This window comes from Pseudomonas sp. IT-P44 (assembly GCF_949768225.1).
GTDB lineage: Bacteria > Pseudomonadota > Gammaproteobacteria > Pseudomonadales > Pseudomonadaceae > Aquipseudomonas > Aquipseudomonas migulae.
The window spans coordinates 32,892-48,575 of record NZ_CATKQM010000022.1; the positions used below are offsets into that span (position 1 = coordinate 32,892).

Annotated in this window: 15 protein-coding genes and 1 tRNA gene; 13 read left to right on the plus strand and 3 right to left on the minus strand. The window is 54.9% G+C overall.

Annotation, left to right across the window (positions count from 1 at the left end; all coding sequences use genetic code 11):
* Positions 1 to 16: 16 nt before the first annotated feature.
* Positions 17 to 319, minus strand: coding sequence for a hypothetical protein (locus ACM6IO_RS12835; RefSeq protein ID WP_192226388.1), 303 nt, complete (start codon positions 317 to 319; stop codon positions 17 to 19).
* 373 nt (positions 320 to 692) lie between these two features.
* Here ACM6IO_RS12835 and thrS point away from each other — a divergent pair, with 373 nt between their 5' ends.
* The 9 genes from thrS to ACM6IO_RS12880 all read left to right on the plus strand — a co-directional run bounded on the left by thrS (position 693) and on the right by ACM6IO_RS12880 (position 8,149).
* A complete protein-coding gene (gene thrS / locus ACM6IO_RS12840; RefSeq protein WP_192226390.1) occupies positions 693 to 2,615 on the plus strand; it encodes a threonine--tRNA ligase in 1,923 nt (640 codons plus the stop codon).
* Positions 2,615 to 3,166 carry a translation initiation factor IF-3 gene (gene infC, locus ACM6IO_RS12845; protein WP_172435341.1) on the plus strand — a complete coding sequence of 184 codons (552 nt, stop codon included), beginning with the start codon at positions 2,615 to 2,617 and terminating at the stop codon, positions 3,164 to 3,166. Before thrS ends, infC begins: the two co-directional genes overlap by 1 nt.
* 60 nt (positions 3,167 to 3,226) lie before the next feature.
* The gene (rpmI, locus tag ACM6IO_RS12850; RefSeq protein WP_002553160.1) at positions 3,227 to 3,421 is read left to right on the plus strand and encodes a 50S ribosomal protein L35; all 195 of its coding nucleotides are present in this window, start codon (positions 3,227 to 3,229) and stop codon (positions 3,419 to 3,421) included.
* A 28-nt stretch (positions 3,422 to 3,449) separates the two neighbouring features.
* The gene (gene rplT, locus ACM6IO_RS12855; RefSeq protein ID WP_007905879.1) at positions 3,450 to 3,806 is read left to right on the plus strand and encodes a 50S ribosomal protein L20; all 357 of its coding nucleotides are present in this window, start codon (positions 3,450 to 3,452) and stop codon (positions 3,804 to 3,806) included.
* A 109-nt stretch (positions 3,807 to 3,915) separates the two neighbouring features.
* Entirely contained in the window at positions 3,916 to 4,932 is a 1,017-nt protein-coding gene (pheS, locus tag ACM6IO_RS12860; RefSeq protein WP_007905876.1) for a phenylalanine--tRNA ligase subunit alpha, read from the plus strand.
* Between the two features lie 26 nt (positions 4,933 to 4,958).
* Positions 4,959 to 7,340, plus strand: a complete 2,382-nt coding sequence (gene pheT, locus ACM6IO_RS12865; RefSeq protein WP_414911578.1) for a phenylalanine--tRNA ligase subunit beta — start codon at positions 4,959 to 4,961, stop codon at positions 7,338 to 7,340.
* Between the two features lie 3 nt (positions 7,341 to 7,343).
* On the plus strand, positions 7,344 to 7,646 hold the full coding sequence (ihfA, locus tag ACM6IO_RS12870; RefSeq protein ID WP_002553164.1) for an integration host factor subunit alpha: 303 nt from the start codon (positions 7,344 to 7,346) through the stop codon (positions 7,644 to 7,646).
* Positions 7,627 to 7,983 (plus strand): MerR family transcriptional regulator, encoded by a 357-nt coding sequence (locus ACM6IO_RS12875; protein ID WP_003179985.1) that lies wholly within the window; start codon positions 7,627 to 7,629, stop codon positions 7,981 to 7,983. The genes ihfA and ACM6IO_RS12875 overlap by 20 nt, the downstream gene beginning before the upstream one ends.
* Positions 7,984 to 8,072: 89 nt before the next feature.
* A tRNA-Pro gene (locus tag ACM6IO_RS12880) sits at positions 8,073 to 8,149 on the plus strand.
* A gap of 686 nt (positions 8,150 to 8,835) precedes the next feature.
* Here ACM6IO_RS12880 and pseH read toward each other — a convergent pair.
* Entirely contained in the window at positions 8,836 to 9,390 is a 555-nt protein-coding gene (pseH, locus tag ACM6IO_RS12885) for a UDP-4-amino-4,6-dideoxy-N-acetyl-beta-L-altrosamine N-acetyltransferase (RefSeq protein WP_414911579.1), read from the minus strand.
* Between the two features lie 176 nt (positions 9,391 to 9,566).
* Positions 9,567 to 11,246, minus strand: coding sequence for a methyl-accepting chemotaxis protein (locus ACM6IO_RS12890; protein WP_414911580.1), 1,680 nt, complete (start codon positions 11,244 to 11,246; stop codon positions 9,567 to 9,569).
* Positions 11,247 to 11,751: 505 nt separating this feature from the next.
* On the opposite strand from ACM6IO_RS12890, the gene ACM6IO_RS12895 reads away from it, so the two are divergent.
* The 4 genes from ACM6IO_RS12895 (at position 11,752) to ACM6IO_RS12910 (ending at position 15,463) form a co-directional block, all read left to right on the plus strand.
* Entirely contained in the window at positions 11,752 to 12,963 is a 1,212-nt protein-coding gene (locus ACM6IO_RS12895) for an MFS transporter (protein ID WP_414911581.1), read from the plus strand.
* Positions 12,964 to 13,024: 61 nt separating this feature from the next.
* Entirely contained in the window at positions 13,025 to 13,942 is a 918-nt protein-coding gene (locus tag ACM6IO_RS12900) for a LysR family transcriptional regulator (RefSeq protein WP_008037520.1), read from the plus strand.
* 89 nt (positions 13,943 to 14,031) lie between these two features.
* Positions 14,032 to 14,676, plus strand: a complete 645-nt coding sequence (locus ACM6IO_RS12905) for a DsbA family protein (protein ID WP_414911582.1) — start codon at positions 14,032 to 14,034, stop codon at positions 14,674 to 14,676.
* Between the two features lie 67 nt (positions 14,677 to 14,743).
* A complete protein-coding gene (locus ACM6IO_RS12910; protein WP_192226400.1) occupies positions 14,744 to 15,463 on the plus strand; it encodes a TetR/AcrR family transcriptional regulator in 720 nt (239 codons plus the stop codon).
* Positions 15,464 to 15,684: the final 221 nt, after the last annotated feature.

Consider the following 15,684-nt stretch of genomic DNA (forward strand, 5'->3'; position numbering starts at 1 on the left):
TGACGCCTTGTCGGGCTTATTTTTTCTGCGGATTATTGGCCTTGCACTTGGAAATCTGGGTCAGGGCCTGTTGTTTCAGGGCGTCACTGGCCTGGTTGTCCATCAACGACTGAATGTCGCTGGCCGGGTATGACTTGATTGCATCGGCACCACAAGCGCAGTGGGCTTTTGCAGCCGCAGCGCCGATCTGGGGGGTTGCCGCTTGAGTGCACTGAGCCATGTATTTCTCGCGCTCGCCCTTCGGCCAATCGGCATGGGCGGCCAACGGCAGCAACAGGACGATGGGGGCGACTACTGCGAACAAACGATTCAGACGCATGCTGGGATGCTCCTTGTGGGTCAATGTCTTGTTATCTGAGGGGTAAAGCGGGGTTCAAGTTCAGCACTCTGGCATAAAAAGGACTGATTTGCCCCAGCAGAAAACCTCGGCACCGCGACGACCGTTCATCTGTGCTAGCATGCCTGGCTCGGGTATTTGCAAGCTCCGCAGACCTTCAGTCGCGGTGGCGGCAGATGTTCGAATAACCCTGATTTGAATCCCAGTCACTCTGGTTCGGTTTTCCGGTTGGCCGCAAGGCTCCTGCCGCTGTAAGGCAGGCGTTCGTCATTGAATGGCCTGGACCGGATCTTGTACTGGCTCATCCCAACCCACGTGACCTTTGGTAGGGGTCACCACTAGGAGAGGAGGCGCCATGCCAACTATTACTCTTCCCGACGGCAGTCAACGTTCATTCGATCACCCGGTTTCCGTAGCCGAGGTCGCCGCATCCATTGGTGCAGGTCTGGCCAAGGCCACCGTGGCCGGCAAGGTCGATGGCAAGCTGGTCGACGCCAGCGACATCATCAGCGCCGACGCTACGCTGCAAATCATTACGCCAAAGGATGAAGAGGGGCTGGAGATCATTCGCCACTCTTGCGCCCACCTGGTTGGCCATGCGGTCAAGCAGCTGTATCCGACCGCCAAAATGGTCATCGGCCCGGTCATCGACGAAGGCTTCTATTACGACATCGCCTTCGAGCGTCCTTTCACTCCGGACGACCTGGCCGCCATCGAACAGCGCATGCAACAGCTGATCGAAAAAGATTACGACGTGATCAAGAAAGTCACTCCGCGCGCCGAAGTGATCGAAGTGTTCAAGGCCCGTGGCGAAGACTACAAGCTGCGTCTGGTCGAGGATATGCCGAACGAACAGGCCATGGGCCTGTACTATCACGAAGAATACGTCGACATGTGCCGCGGTCCGCACGTGCCGAACACCCGCTTCCTGAAATCCTTCAAGCTGACCAAATTGTCCGGCGCCTATTGGCGTGGCGATGCCAAGAACGAGCAATTGCAGCGCGTCTACGGCACCGCATGGGCGGACAAGAAGCAGCTGGCGGCTTACATCCAGCGCATCGAAGAAGCTGAAAAGCGCGATCACCGCAAGATCGGCAAGCGCCTGGGCCTGTTCCACACCCAGGAAGAGTCGCCGGGCATGGTGTTCTGGCACCCGAACGGCTGGACGCTGTATCAGGTACTCGAGCAGTACATGCGCAAGGTTCAGCGCGACAACGGCTACCTGGAGATCAAGACTCCACAAGTCGTTGACCGCAGCCTGTGGGAGAAATCCGGGCACTGGGCCAACTACGCCGACAACATGTTCACTACTCAGTCGGAAAACCGCGACTACGCCATCAAGCCAATGAACTGCCCTTGCCACGTGCAAGTGTTCAACCAGGGCCTGAAAAGCTACCGCGAGTTGCCGATGCGCCTGGCCGAGTTCGGTGCCTGCCACCGTAACGAGCCATCGGGTGCGCTGCACGGCATCATGCGTGTACGTGCGTTCACTCAGGACGACGCCCACATCTTCTGCACCGAAGAGCAGATGCAGGCCGAATCCGCTGCGTTCATCAAGCTGACCATGGACGTCTACGCCGACTTCGGCTTCAAAGACGTCGAGATGAAGCTGTCCACTCGTCCGGAAAAACGCGTCGGTTCCGACGAGCTGTGGGACCGCGCCGAAGCTGCATTGGCTGCAGCCCTTGATAGTGCTGGCCTGCCGTACGATCTGCAGCCGGGCGAGGGTGCGTTCTACGGTCCGAAGATCGAGTTCTCGCTGAAAGATTGCCTTGGTCGCGTCTGGCAGTGTGGTACCCTGCAGCTCGATTTTAACCTGCCTGTCCGTCTGGGAGCCGAATACGTCTCCGAAGACAACAGTCGCAAGCATCCGGTGATGTTGCACCGGGCGATCCTCGGATCCTTCGAACGTTTCGTCGGAATCCTGATCGAGCACTACGAGGGTGCATTCCCTGCGTGGCTGGCTCCGACCCAGGCAGTGATCATGAACATCACTGACAAACAGGCCGAATTTGCCGCCGAGGTTGAAAAAACTCTCAACGAAAGCGGATTTCGTGCCAAGTCTGACTTGAGAAATGAAAAGATCGGCTTTAAAATCCGCGAGCATACTTTGCTCAAGGTTCCCTATCTCTTGGTTATCGGAGATCGGGAAGTCGAGATGCAGACTGTCGCTGTGCGTACTCGTGAAGGTGCTGACCTGGGCTCGATGCCCGTCGCCCAGTTCGCTGAGTTTCTCGCGCAAGCGGTTTCCCGGCGTGGTCGCCCAGATTCGGAGTAATTATTATTAAGCGTGAAATGAGACAAGATAAACGAGCTGCACCGAAAGCCCCGATCAACGAGAATATCTCGGCACGCGAGGTTCGGTTAATTGGGGCTGAAGGTGAACAGCTTGGGATTGTGTCAATTGAAGACGCGCTTCTTAAGGCTGAAGAGGCCAAGCTGGATTTGGTGGAGATTTCCGCCGATGCAGTACCCCCTGTTTGCAAACTGATGGACTACGGCAAATCGATCTTCGAGAAGAAGAAGCAGATTGCCGCGGCCAAGAAAAACCAGAAGCAGATTCAGGTTAAAGAAATCAAGTTTCGTCCAGGGACGGAGGAAGGGGATTACCAGGTAAAACTGCGCAACCTGGTACGTTTCCTGAGTGATGGGGACAGGGCCAAGGTATCCTTGCGATTCCGCGGCCGTGAGATGGCCCACCAGGAGCTGGGGATGGAACTCCTCAAGCGAGTTGAAGGTGACTTGCTCGAGTACGGTTCGGTCGAACAGCATCCTAAGATGGAAGGACGCCAGCTGATCATGGTCATCGCCCCGAAAAAGAAGAAGTAATCAACAGGGCACGGCAGGCCTTCTGATTATGTTTATCAACTGAATGCGGAGTATCCGAACATGCCAAAAATGAAAACGAAAAGTGGTGCTGCTAAGCGGTTTCTGAAAACTGCTAACGGTATCAAGCACAAGCACGCTTTCAAGAGCCACATCCTGACTAAAATGTCGACCAAGCGTAAGCGTCAACTGCGCGGTAGCAGCTTGCTGCATCCGTCTGACGTGGCAAAAGTCGAGCGCATGCTGCGCCTTCGTTAATTTTAGTCAAGAATAGAGGAAGTAACTCATGGCTCGTGTAAAGCGTGGCGTCATTGCCCGTAAACGTCACAAAAAAATTCTGAAACTTGCTAAAGGCTACTACGGCGCTCGCTCGCGCGTATTCCGTGTTGCCAAGCAAGCGGTAATCAAGGCAGGCCAATACGCCTACCGTGACCGTCGTCAGAAAAAACGTCAGTTCCGCGCTCTGTGGATCGCTCGTATCAACGCTGGTGCACGTATCAACGGTCTGTCCTACAGCCGTTTCATCGCCGGCCTGAAAAAAGCGTCCATCGAGATCGACCGTAAGGTTCTGGCTGATCTGGCAGTGAACGAAAAAGCGGCGTTTGCTGCGATTGTCGAGAAAGCTAAAGCCACCTTGGCTTAAGTACCCCCGACAGTCACCCGGCCTCACCTCTGTGGGGCCAGGTGTTAAACGTCATAAATAGGGGAAGAGCCTTCAAGCTCTTCCCCTATTTTGTATCTGGAGTCTGTACATGGAAAACCTGGATGCGCTCGTCTCTCAAGCACTAGAGGCTGTGCAAAGCGCTGAAGATATCAATGCCCTGGAGCAAATCCGGGTTCACTACCTTGGCAAAAAGGGCGAATTGACTCAGGTGATGAAGACCCTGGGGAATTTGCCGGCAGAAGAGCGTCCGCAAGTCGGCGCCCTGATCAACGTTGCCAAGGAGCGTGTCACAGAGGTTCTCAATGCCCGCAAGGCACTGTTTGAGGAGGCCGACCTGGCCGCCAAACTGTCTGCCGAGTCCATTGACGTGACCCTGCCTGGCCGTGGCCAGACCTCGGGTGGTCTGCATCCGGTTACTCGCACTCTGGAACGTATCGAACAGTTCTTCACCCACATCGGCTACGGCATCGCCGAAGGCCCTGAGGTCGAAGACGATTACCACAACTTCGAAGCGCTCAACATCCCAGGCCATCACCCGGCCCGGTCGATGCATGACACCTTCTATTTCAATGCCAACATGTTGTTGCGCACCCATACCTCGCCGGTACAGGTCCGCACCATGGAATCGAAACAGCCACCGATCCGCATCGTCTGCCCAGGCCGTGTGTACCGTAGCGACTCTGATATCACCCACTCGCCGATGTTCCACCAGGTCGAAGGCCTGCTGGTCGATCGCGATATCAACTTCGCCGACCTGAAAGGGACCATCGAAGAATTCCTGCGCGTGTTCTTCGAAAAAGAACTGGCCGTGCGTTTCCGTCCTTCGTACTTCCCGTTCACCGAGCCATCCGCTGAAGTCGACATGGAATGCGTGATGTGCAGCGGCAAAGGCTGCCGTGTCTGCAAACAGACTGGCTGGCTGGAAGTGATGGGCTGCGGCATGGTTCACCCGAACGTGCTGCGCATGTCCGGGATCGACCCGGAAGAGTTTTCGGGCTTTGCCTTCGGCATGGGCGTTGAGCGTCTGGCCATGCTGCGTTACGGCGTGAACGACTTGCGTCTGTTCTTCGACAACGACTTGCGGTTCCTCGCGCAATTTCGCTAGTCGTAACGAATTCTTAGGAGAGCAGGATGAAATTCAGTGAACAATGGCTGCGTGGCTGGGTTAGCCCGCAGGTAAGTCGCGACGAGCTGGTTGCCCGTCTGTCGATGGCCGGTCTTGAGGTCGATAGCGTTACGCCGGCCGCCGGTGAATTCAGCGGTGTGGTGGTGGGCGAGGTGCTGAGCACCGAGCAGCACCCGGACGCTGACAAGTTGCGTGTTTGCCAGGTCAGCAATGGCTCGGAGACTTTTCAGGTAGTGTGCGGTGCGCCAAACGTGCGTCCGGGCCTGAAGATTCCGTTCGCCATGATCGGTGCCGAACTGCCGGGCGACTTCAAAATCAAGAAAGCCAAGCTGCGTGGCGTTGAGTCCAACGGCATGCTGTGCTCGCAAGCTGAACTGCAAGTGGGCGAAGGCAACGATGGCCTGATGGAGTTGCCGGTCGATGCGCCGGTCGGTCAGGACATTCGTGAATACCTGAACCTGGATGACGCCAGCATCGAGGTCGACCTGACCCCGAACCGCGGCGACTGCCTGTCCCTGGCCGGTCTGGCCCGTGAAGTCGGCGCGCTGTACGCCGCTGAAGTCACCCGCCCGCTCGTGGCGACCGTTCCAGCCGTGCACGATGAAGTGCGTTCGGTTGAGGTGCTGGCCCCAGCCGCTTGCCCGCGTTACCTGGGTCGAGTGATCCGCAACGTCGACCTGTCCAAGCCTACGCCGCTGTGGATGGTCGAGCGTTTGCGTCGCGCCGATGTGCGCAGCATTGATGCGGCCGTCGACATCACTAACTACGTGATGCTGGAGCTGGGTCAACCGCTGCACGCGTTCGATCTCGCCGAAATCAATGGCGGCATCCGCGTGCGTATGGCCGAAGAAGGCGAGAAGCTGGTGCTGCTCGACGGTCAGGAAGTCAGCCTGCGTAGCGATACGCTGGTGATCGCCGACCACACCCGCGCCCTGGCAATCGCCGGCGTAATGGGTGGCGAGCACAGCGGTGTCAATACCGCGACCACTCGTGACATTTTCCTTGAAAGTGCGTTCTTCGATCAGATCGCCGTGGCTGGCAAGGCTCGTTCCTATGGCCTGCACACCGACGCCTCGCACCGCTACGAGCGTGGCGTGGACTGGCAACTGGCCCGTGAAGCCATGGAGCGCGCCACTGGCCTGCTGCTGGACATCACTGGCGGCGAAGCCGGCCCGATCATCGAGACCGTCAGCGAACAGCACCTGCCTTCGATTGCGCCGGTTACTCTGCGTGCGCAACGCATCACTCAGATGCTGGGTATGGAAATGGATTCGACCGAAGTCGAGCGCCTGCTCAGCGGCTTGGGTCTGAAGATTTCTGCCGATGGGGTAGGGCAGTGGCGCGTTGAAGTGCCAAGCCACCGCTTCGACATCAGCCTCGAAGTCGACCTGATCGAAGAGCTGGCCCGTCTGTACGGTTACAACCGTCTGCCGGTTCGGTATCCGCAAGCCCGTCTGGCGCCGCAAGCCAAGGCTGAAGCGCGTAGCGATCTGCCTGAACTGCGTCGCCTGCTGGTGGCTCGCGGTTATCAGGAAGCGATCACCTACAGCTTCATCGATCCGAAACAATTCGAGTTGTTTAATCCGGGTGTCGAGCCGCTGTTGCTGGCTAACCCGATTTCCAACGACATGGCGGCCATGCGCTCGTCCTTGTGGCCTGGTCTGGTCAAGGCGCTTCAGCACAACCTGAACCGTCAACAGGATCGCGTGCGTCTGTTCGAAAGCGGTCTGCGTTTTGTCGGTCAGCTGGAAGGCTTGAAGCAAGAGCCGATGCTGGCGGGTGTCGTTTGCGGTACTCGTCTTCCGGAAGGCTGGGCGCAAGGCCGCGACGTCGTGGATTTCTTCGACGTGAAAGCTGACGTGGAAGCGGTTCTGGGCTTCGCCGGTGCACTGGATTCGTTCACGTTCGTACCGGGCAAACACCCTGCGTTGCACCCGGGTCAAACCGCACGCATCGAGCGCGAAGGCCGTTTGGTAGGTTTCGTTGGCGCAATCCACCCTGAATTGTCGAAAACCCTCGGTCTCGACCGTCCGGTCTTCGTTTTCGAGCTGGTTCTGGCCGAAGTGGCGTTGGGTAAAATGCCTAAATTCCAGGAGTTGTCGCGCTTTCCTGAAGTGCGTCGTGACCTTGCGCTGATCGCCGAAAAAGACGTCGCGGCCAGTGCTGTACTGGACGTAATCCGTGAAAATGCAGGGGAATGGCTGACGGACCTCAGGCTATTTGACGTGTATCAGGGTAAAGGCATTGATCCTGATAGAAAAAGCCTTGCAGTCGGCTTGACCTGGCAGCATCCATCGCGCACTCTTAATGACGATGAGGTGAATACCACGACGCAAAACATCCTCACCTCGCTCGAACAAAGGTTGAACGCCACGTTAAGGAAGTGACGTATGGGGGCTCTGACGAAAGCTGAAATGGCGGAACGTCTGTATGAAGAGCTGGGCCTGAATAAACGGGAGGCCAAGGAATTGGTCGAACTGTTTTTTGAAGAAATCAGGCACGCTCTTGAAGACAACGAACAAGTCAAATTGTCCGGTTTCGGCAATTTCGACCTTCGGGACAAACGCCAGCGGCCTGGCCGCAATCCGAAAACGGGTGAAGAAATCCCGATCACGGCTCGCCGTGTGGTCACCTTTCGTCCAGGGCAGAAGTTGAAGGCCCGAGTTGAGGCTTATGCTGGAACCAAGTCATAACGACGAGCTACCCGTCATCCCAGGCAAACGCTACTTCACCATTGGTGAAGTCAGCGAGCTGTGTGCGGTAAAACCGCACGTGCTGCGCTATTGGGAGCAGGAGTTTCCTCAACTCAACCCCGTCAAACGGCGCGGAAACCGCCGGTATTATCAGCGACAAGACGTGCTGATGATCCGGCAGATCCGCGCGCTTCTTTACGATCAAGGGTTCACCATCGGCGGCGCACGCTTGCGTTTGTCCGGCGATGAAGCCAAAGACGACACCACTCAATACAAACAGATGATTCGGCAGATGATCGCCGAATTGGAAGATGTGCTGGTGGTCCTCAAGAAATAAATTCATGCGTTTGAATACTTCCAGTTTTCAAAAGCTTGCGATATATTCTTGAGCGTTCTTCGAGATGAAGGACGAGTTTCACGCCTAGTCGGGGCGTAGCGCAGTCCGGTAGCGCACTAGCATGGGGTGCTAGGGGTCGAGTGTTCGAATCACTCCGTCCCGACCATATTCCCTGAGTAAAATCAGACACTTAAGCCGATCAGTTAGATCGGCTTTTTTGTGTCTGCGCAAAACTACCCGGTGATATCGCTGATGTTCAGGTCCGGAATTTCCTCAGCCCAAACGACTCCCTCGTGGTCCCGCTGGTAGTTTTTGGTCATGCCCTCGTTCGCATGCCCCGCAATTTTCTGCCCATCCTTTCCGGTTTTCTTCTACAGGTGCAGTGACAGTGCTGCATTGGTTGCAGGGTTTGGCATGGCAATAGAATTCCTCGCCCGCCATTCACCGGCAGAATGTGAGTCGTAAGGTTTTGGCTTGCAGTCGGACGAATTCGGCAGGGACGCTGACGGTGGGTATCAGGGTATAGCTGATATACGAAGAAGGCCTGCTCGAATAAGGTCCAGTAGTTCGCCCTGCCAGCTGTTTCAGAGAAATGCTGAGTGGCCGCAACTGGTCAGGGTGGGCTTACTTCTTGGTCGCGGATCCTTGTAGCAGTACATGTAGGCGAACCAGGCGAGGGCGATCATGGCGAAACCTCGCGCCGAGCCCACTGCACATACGGGCCGTCTTCAGTGTCGAAATGCCGAGCAAGAACCACTCATATGCCGGAGGCATTTCGGGCTTCCATCCGAGGCAGTGAGCCTCACCATCAACCCAGTAAGGGTGGGCGTCCAAGTCGAACTCCCACGATTGTCATTCCTGCTTACGTAGACGCAAGATCAGAGGCTCAAGTGTGGGACGCTTGTTTTTCCATTCTTCTTTGGTAATGCCGAGCAGTACCACGTCAATTCGGCTTCCGTTTTTCAGAATGTTCTTGCGTCTAACTCCTTCAAGTTCAAAGCCAAACTTCTGGTGCATTTTTATTACGGCAGAATTAGTTTCCAATACCTCGCAATTGAGTTTTTCCAGGCATGCGTCATTGAATGCATAGTCAAGCATCCAAAACTCTACAATGCTTCCTATGCCTTTTCCTTGATGTTCAGTGTCGAGATAGAACGCCCAATCGGCGGTTTGTTGAACTGCATTTATGGCGTTGAGTGAAACGACACCGATGGACTGCTCATTCCTCATGGCCACGAACACCGCTTGGCGCTTGTTTCCTTTCAAAGAACGCAACCAATCCTCGTGCTCCTCTTCGGTGATTTCGTGGGAGGTGTACATGTTATTTCGGACATCCTCCTGGTTTCGGAGAGTGCGCACATGTGCTTGAACAGAGGGGCTGGCGTCAACTAAAGGAATAAACTGCACCGGATTACCTCGCGGGGACCAGAAAACTTAAAAGGCTAACAGCTTCATAGAGAAAATACCTTTTCAAGCGACTTGGTTTGCAGAGTCACTCCGGAGCCATCAGTACCGCAAGCGTCACTTTGGTGATTTTACAGAGGACCGCATCAAGTCCGATGACTTGATGCGGCGGCTCACTTCTAGATCCGAAACTGACTAACCAAACGACCTAAACGATTACCTAACTCACTGAGACTTCTGGAAGTTATTGCACCATCTTTGGCGTCCCCGGCGACCACATCAGCCGCCAGGGAGATGTGAGTCATACTACGGTTTACTTCCTCGGCCACAGCGGTCTGCTCTTCGGATGCGCTGGCGATCTGAGCGTTCATGTCGTTAATTGTATAAATCAGTTGGCTGATGGCATCCAGCGACAATCCTGCCTGGTTTGCCAGTTCCCCTGTTGTTCGGCCTGTTTCGCTGGAGCGGCCCATCGTGATCATGGCATCCTGTGTGCCTTTTTGAAGTAGGCTGATCATCCCATGGATTTCCTGGGTGCTCTTTTGCGTACGGCTGGCCAAGGCTCGAACTTCGTCGGCGACCACTGCAAAACCACGACCCGCATCGCCAGCCCGTGCTGCTTCAATGGCGGCGTTCAAAGCCAATAGATTGGTTTGCTCCGCAATAGAGCGAATGACGTCAACTACACCGGCAATCAACTGCACGTCCTTGTTCAAACTGTCCAAAGACGAGCTACTTTGTCCTATTTCCTCAATCAACGAATGAATGCTTTCGATGCTTTTGTTGACGACATCTTTTGCCTGCCCACCAACGTCGCTGGTTTCTCGTGCTGCTTGCGAAGCACCTTGGGCGCTGACGGAAACCTGATGCGCAGCCGTGGACATTTCATGAATGGCTGTCGCCACTTGATCAGTCTCTTGGCGCTGACGATCCATGGCCTGCTCTGAGCGCTGGGCCTGGGCCGACATATCTTCGACCAGTGCCGTCAGTTGCCCGGTCATCTCCACGATTTGACGCACAAGGTTATGAATTTTTTCCACAAACAAGTTGAACGAGTGAGCCAAATCACCCAGCTCATCGTTGCTCGAAACTGGCAGGCGGTGTGTCAGGTCGCCATCTCCAGCGGCGATGTCGTCCAGGTTCTTCTTGATGGCCAGTAAAGGTTTCACAATGCTGTTTCCTAGCCAAATGCCAATCAGCGCCACAAGGAGCAGCACGCAAACGGCGAGGAAAAGGATGTACGCGGTGTACTGACCGATTCGCTCATAGCGCTCACTGGCGATGGCCTGTACCTGAACTTCAAGATCATCCAGATTCACTTGCGTGCCCACGATCAAGTCCCACTTCTCCAGATAAACGGTGTAACCGAGCTTGGGCGTAGGTTTCGGGCTGACGGGGGTTTGCCAGTCGTACCGGAAAAAATGTGTACCCGTCTTGGCCGCTTCAACCAGCCCTCGAATCACATACACGCCGTTGGCATCTTTGCTATCAACAAAGCTCTTGCCGATATCGGTGTTCAGGTTGGCGGAGAACACTCGAACAGACGAAGAGTCATAGCCGTAAAAATAGTTTTGTTTAGCAAAACTCAGCGTTCGCAGAATCTTCACAGCCTGATCCCGAGCGTCGGAATCCCCATTTTTGGAAGCGTCGTATATCGGCTGAATCGACGCTTGGGCAATTTCCATATAGTGCTTCAGTGAAGTTTTTCGCTCATTGATCAAGAGGTCGCGCGTCTGCTCAACCTCCTCGGATGCCAGCTTTTGCAAAACCCAAAAAGTAATGCCGCTGATCACTGCAGCCAGCAAAAGGCCAGGGATGATCGTCAGAAGGATGACTTTGCTACGAAGACTTAGCGTCACGATGAGTTTCGCCTCACTCAAGAGATTTTATTTTTATCCACCCATTTTTATCTCGGCCAAGGCTGGCTCGACGACGCATAAAAGGAGGGAAGCTTTTAGGTTGGAGCGGTTGAGCCTGGAGCGATTTAAGGCCTTCTTTTGTTAAAAACACTATTAATGATCGATCGATCAATAGTAGTCTACGCTCAGCTCAAACGGCTTGTCGATGGCCGGTGAGGACGATGGCTGAGTCACCTTCAAGCCAGGTGCTGATATTGGAGATGAGCAGGCGCGATGCAGAAAGGTGGGGGCCGGCAATGAGGTATCTCGCTCAATTGCGCGCCATTGACTCAAGAGGGGGACGTTGACTGCGCCGCGCATCTTTTGCGCAGGACGCAACGTCACGTTGCGTCCTGCCCATATTCTCTCGAGGGGGAGTGCCGCCTATTTTGTTGACCTGACAAACAGTAAAGCGAGTGACCTTTCATTGGAAAGTCACGGCTGTCGAACTTCAGGAGTCTATGGCATGGGCGTTTCTACAAGTGGTACAGCAACGACGATACAAAAAGCTTCAATGACCAGAGGGCTGGTGCTTCTGTTTGCGTTTTGTTGCGGTGCCATCGTGGCCAACATCTATTACGCACAACCGATCATCAGCTTGATTGCCCCGGATATCGGTATGTCGAGTGGCCACGCGAGCCTTATTGTTTCGCTGACTCAGATTGGTTATGCACTCGGATTGTTTTTCCTGGTGCCCTTGGCGGACCTGGTCGAAAACCGCCGACTGATGATAGCGACGATCGTGATTACGATCTTCAGTCTGCTCGCCGCTGGTTTAGCCCGGCAGCCGAGCGTATTTCTTGTCGTATCGGCGCTCATCGGTTTCAGCTCGGTCTCCGTGCAAATGCTTATTCCATTGGCCGCGCATCTGGCACCGGAAGAGTCTCGCGGCCGAGTGGTTGGCGGGATCATGGGCGGCTTGCTGCTGGGGATTTTGCTTGCGCGGCCGCTGTCGAGCCTGATTGCTGATCATTTGGGCTGGCGGGCAGTGTTTATCGGGGCTGCTGCCTTGATGCTCATCATCTCCATAGTGATCGGCATGACCATGCCCAAATGGCAGCCAGCCCATCGTGCGTCGTATGGTCAACTGCTGATGTCCCTTGGACAACTGTTTTGCCGCGAACCCGTATTACGTCAGCGAGCGCTTTATCAAGGGCTGATGTTTGCATCGTTCAGTTTGTTCTGGACCGCCGTACCGCTGGTGTTGAGTCGTGAGTTCGGCCTCACGCAAAGTCAGATTGCGATGTTTTCTCTGGTCGGCGCCATCGGTGCAGTCGCTGCACCTATCAGTGGTCGACTCGCTGATGCAGGGCACACTCGACGAGCCTCACAGTTGGCCATGGTGCTGGGCGTGGTGAGTTTCCTTCCAGCCTTCATTAATCCCTTTTACGGTGTGATTGGTTTGGCGGTCACCGGTGTTGCGCTGGACTTTGCTGTGCAGATGAACATGGTGCTTGGCCAACGAGCCGTCTACGCCTTGGGCACCGCCAACAGAGGCCGCCTGAATGCGTTGTACATGATCAGTATCTTCGTTGGCGGTGCAATCGGTTCCTCGGTGGCCAGTTCGCTTTATGAACATGCCAGCTGGTTCGCGATTGCAGCGGTGGGAAGCGCCTTGTCGCTGCTCGCTCTGATCGCCTTCTCGATTGTTTCTCGTCGAGCCGGACAGGCTCACTGAGTCAATCGGTCGCTGGAACGCGCAATGCCCAAGATGAGAACGGGGAGAGTCGAGGAGTGTCATGGACAAGTTGCTCGCATTGAAAATGTTCGTCCAGGCTGTGGATTCGAAGGGCTTTTCTTCTGCCGCTCGACAGTTGGGCCTGGCGACGTCTTCCGTGACCCGGATGATCGATGGGCTTGAGGCTGAGCTGGGCGCTGTCCTGCTTAACCGTTCCACGCGGCAAATCTCATTGTCAGATGCCGGGGCCGCCTACTACTTGAAAGCGCGGGAGGTGTTGAACGCTGTAGCCGAAGCGGATGCCTCGGTCACTGACCGTGGGGAAGTCCCGGCAGGGCATCTTCGTATTTCTGTACCCGTGGCACTGGGACGTCGTCTGATTGCGCCGCATATCGCCGCGCTTTTGAAGCGTTACCCGCAACTCGTGTTGGACATGACGCTTTCTGACGACATTGTTGAGTTGTTGGGGGAGCGCGTCGATCTATCGATCCGGTTGGGCTCCGCAGCAGCAATGGACGGTGTAGTCAGTCGTCCTGTCGGTCATTTTAGCCGTAGGGTGGTTGCCAGTTCCGAGTACCTGAATGCGCATGGTTTCCCCGAACATCCTATGGACCTCATGCAGCACGAATGCATGCGCTTTAGTTATGGCCAAAAGCAACAGGTTTGGAGTTTCTTAAAGTCCGGTGAGAAGACTCGAGTCCCTATTGAAGGCCGCTTTAAAAGCAACAATGCGGAGGTTCTGCGCGAGGTTGCGCTGGCGGGCGGAGGGGTGGCTCTTTTACCTGATTGGCTCGTCAACGATGATATTGGTAGCGGTCACCTGACGTCATTGTTCGAGTCTTTTGTTGTCAATCCGAACGACGCGAGTTCGGTTATCTCTGCGTTGTATCTTCCCAATCATCGGGGCTCAAGGCGCGTCAATGCATTTATCGATTTCATCAGCGAGTTGCTCGGGCCTGAGGGCTTGCCAGTGAGCTGATCTCGTTACCGTTGCTTAATTTAAAGCGTTGGATTTCGACGTAATGGACCACTTTCGCTGTGTAGATACAGCAGATCCGGGAGGCTTGAATGAGCGCCGCAACATTGCATTACGTCTACGACCCGTTCTGTGGCTGGTGCTATGGAGCGGCACCAATGATCACGGCGGCCACCACGATTCCTGGCCTGGAAATTCAGGCTCATGGTGTAGGCATGTTATCGGGAGACAAAAGCAAGTTTGTGTCGGGTGAGTGGCGCGATTTTGTTCGTCCTCACGAAGCTCGGATTACCGCGTTCAGCAAACAAACCTTCGCAGACGCTTACGTCCAGGGCGTACTCGACCATGAAAACGTTTACCTGGACTCTTCACCGCCCATTGCAGCCATGATGACGGCTCAACAGCTGTCAGGACGCGGCATTGAAATGCTCAAGCGTTTGCAAGTCGCGTACTACCAGGAGGGACGGGCCATTGCTGACCGTGGGGTGATTGCCGACATTGCCGGCGAGCTTGGCTTTGAATCAGATAGGTTTATGGCGGCTTTTGATTCGGTCACCGCAGACTCATTGCAGGATCATCTTGAGCGCAGCAACGGAATGCTGGAAGCCCTGAATGCGCGTGGCTTTCCAGCATTTGCGCTGGAAATCGATGGTGAGATGGAAGTGTTGGCCATGGGGCATTATTTAAGTCGACCCACATTGTTCAAGACGGATATTGAAAGCCGCCTGGCCAAATAGGTGTGGTTCATAGCCAGCACATTCTTTTGTTTTGTATGATGCCCGAATGAAGCTCTAGTGAGGCGTTATGCAAGACTCAAAAAATGTGGACGAGAACGAGCCAGGCAAGTCAAAGGACTCCGCAAGCCTCGTCAAATCGACGACTCGACGCCTTTCGCCAGAGGTCAGGGAAAAGCAGATTGTGCAGAAAGCCATCGAGCATTTTGCGACGTGCGGATTCTCGGGGAGCACCCGTGAGCTGGCGCGACAACTTGATGTTACCCAGCCTTTACTCTATCGATATTTCCCTAGCAAAGAGGCGCTGATAGATCGCGTGTACGACGAGGTGTACCAGTGGGATACCTCGTGGGAAGCGATGATCAAGGATCGCTCGGAACCCCTTCAGTCTCGTCTGGTTCGTTTCTATACCTCATACGCAGGGGTGATTCTGCGGCGGGAATGGATTCGTATCTTCGTTTTCGCCGGGCTGACACGTGAAGGTATCAACGATCGGTATCTCGCCAAATTGCGTGAGCGAGTCTTCATTCCTGTCATCGCAGAGATTCGCCATGCTCATGGATTGGCACCCTCCTCAGGCGAAACGATCAATGACAAAGAGCTGGAATTGATCTGGAGTTTGCATGCCAGCATTTTCTATATCGGCGTGCGCAAATGGATTTACGATCTTCCAGTAACGGAGGACATTGATGCGCTGATCGAGCAGATGGTCGATGCATTCCTTAACGGCAGTCCCCACGTATTGCAACAAGTCGATAACGACCTCGGCGAGAAGCCTAGCTTGAATTGACCGGCTTCAATTTGAGTTGGTTTTTCTGCTTTACCCGCCCGCTGATCTTTTGCTTTGCCTCTCTTTTTTGTCGACCACTCATCACCTGTTTCAGTCTTCAGCTGATCAGGTGGTAGGGGGCGTACGCATGTCATTTTGCCCTGAAAAGCCCTTTCCCAACGCTTGAAACCCGCTTCCCCTTTGCGTCGCCATGACGTGGTCCAGGCCAGCCCTCAAAAATT

Coding starts and splice junctions, on each gene's coding strand:
- ACM6IO_RS12835 (WP_192226388.1), bottom strand. CDS start 319: ATGCGTCTGAATCGTTTGTTCGCAGTAGTCGCCCCCATCGTCCTGTTG.
- thrS (WP_192226390.1), top strand. CDS start 693: ATGCCAACTATTACTCTTCCCGACGGCAGTCAACGTTCATTCGATCAC.
- rpmI (WP_002553160.1), top strand. CDS start 3,227: ATGCCAAAAATGAAAACGAAAAGTGGTGCTGCTAAGCGGTTTCTGAAA.
- rplT (WP_007905879.1), top strand. CDS start 3,450: ATGGCTCGTGTAAAGCGTGGCGTCATTGCCCGTAAACGTCACAAAAAA.
- pheS (WP_007905876.1), top strand. CDS start 3,916: ATGGAAAACCTGGATGCGCTCGTCTCTCAAGCACTAGAGGCTGTGCAA.
- pheT (WP_414911578.1), top strand. CDS start 4,959: ATGAAATTCAGTGAACAATGGCTGCGTGGCTGGGTTAGCCCGCAGGTA.
- ihfA (WP_002553164.1), top strand. CDS start 7,344: ATGGGGGCTCTGACGAAAGCTGAAATGGCGGAACGTCTGTATGAAGAG.
- ACM6IO_RS12875 (WP_003179985.1), top strand. CDS start 7,627: ATGCTGGAACCAAGTCATAACGACGAGCTACCCGTCATCCCAGGCAAA.
- ACM6IO_RS12895 (WP_414911581.1), top strand. CDS start 11,752: ATGGGCGTTTCTACAAGTGGTACAGCAACGACGATACAAAAAGCTTCA.
- ACM6IO_RS12900 (WP_008037520.1), top strand. CDS start 13,025: ATGGACAAGTTGCTCGCATTGAAAATGTTCGTCCAGGCTGTGGATTCG.
- ACM6IO_RS12905 (WP_414911582.1), top strand. CDS start 14,032: ATGAGCGCCGCAACATTGCATTACGTCTACGACCCGTTCTGTGGCTGG.
- ACM6IO_RS12910 (WP_192226400.1), top strand. CDS start 14,744: ATGCAAGACTCAAAAAATGTGGACGAGAACGAGCCAGGCAAGTCAAAG.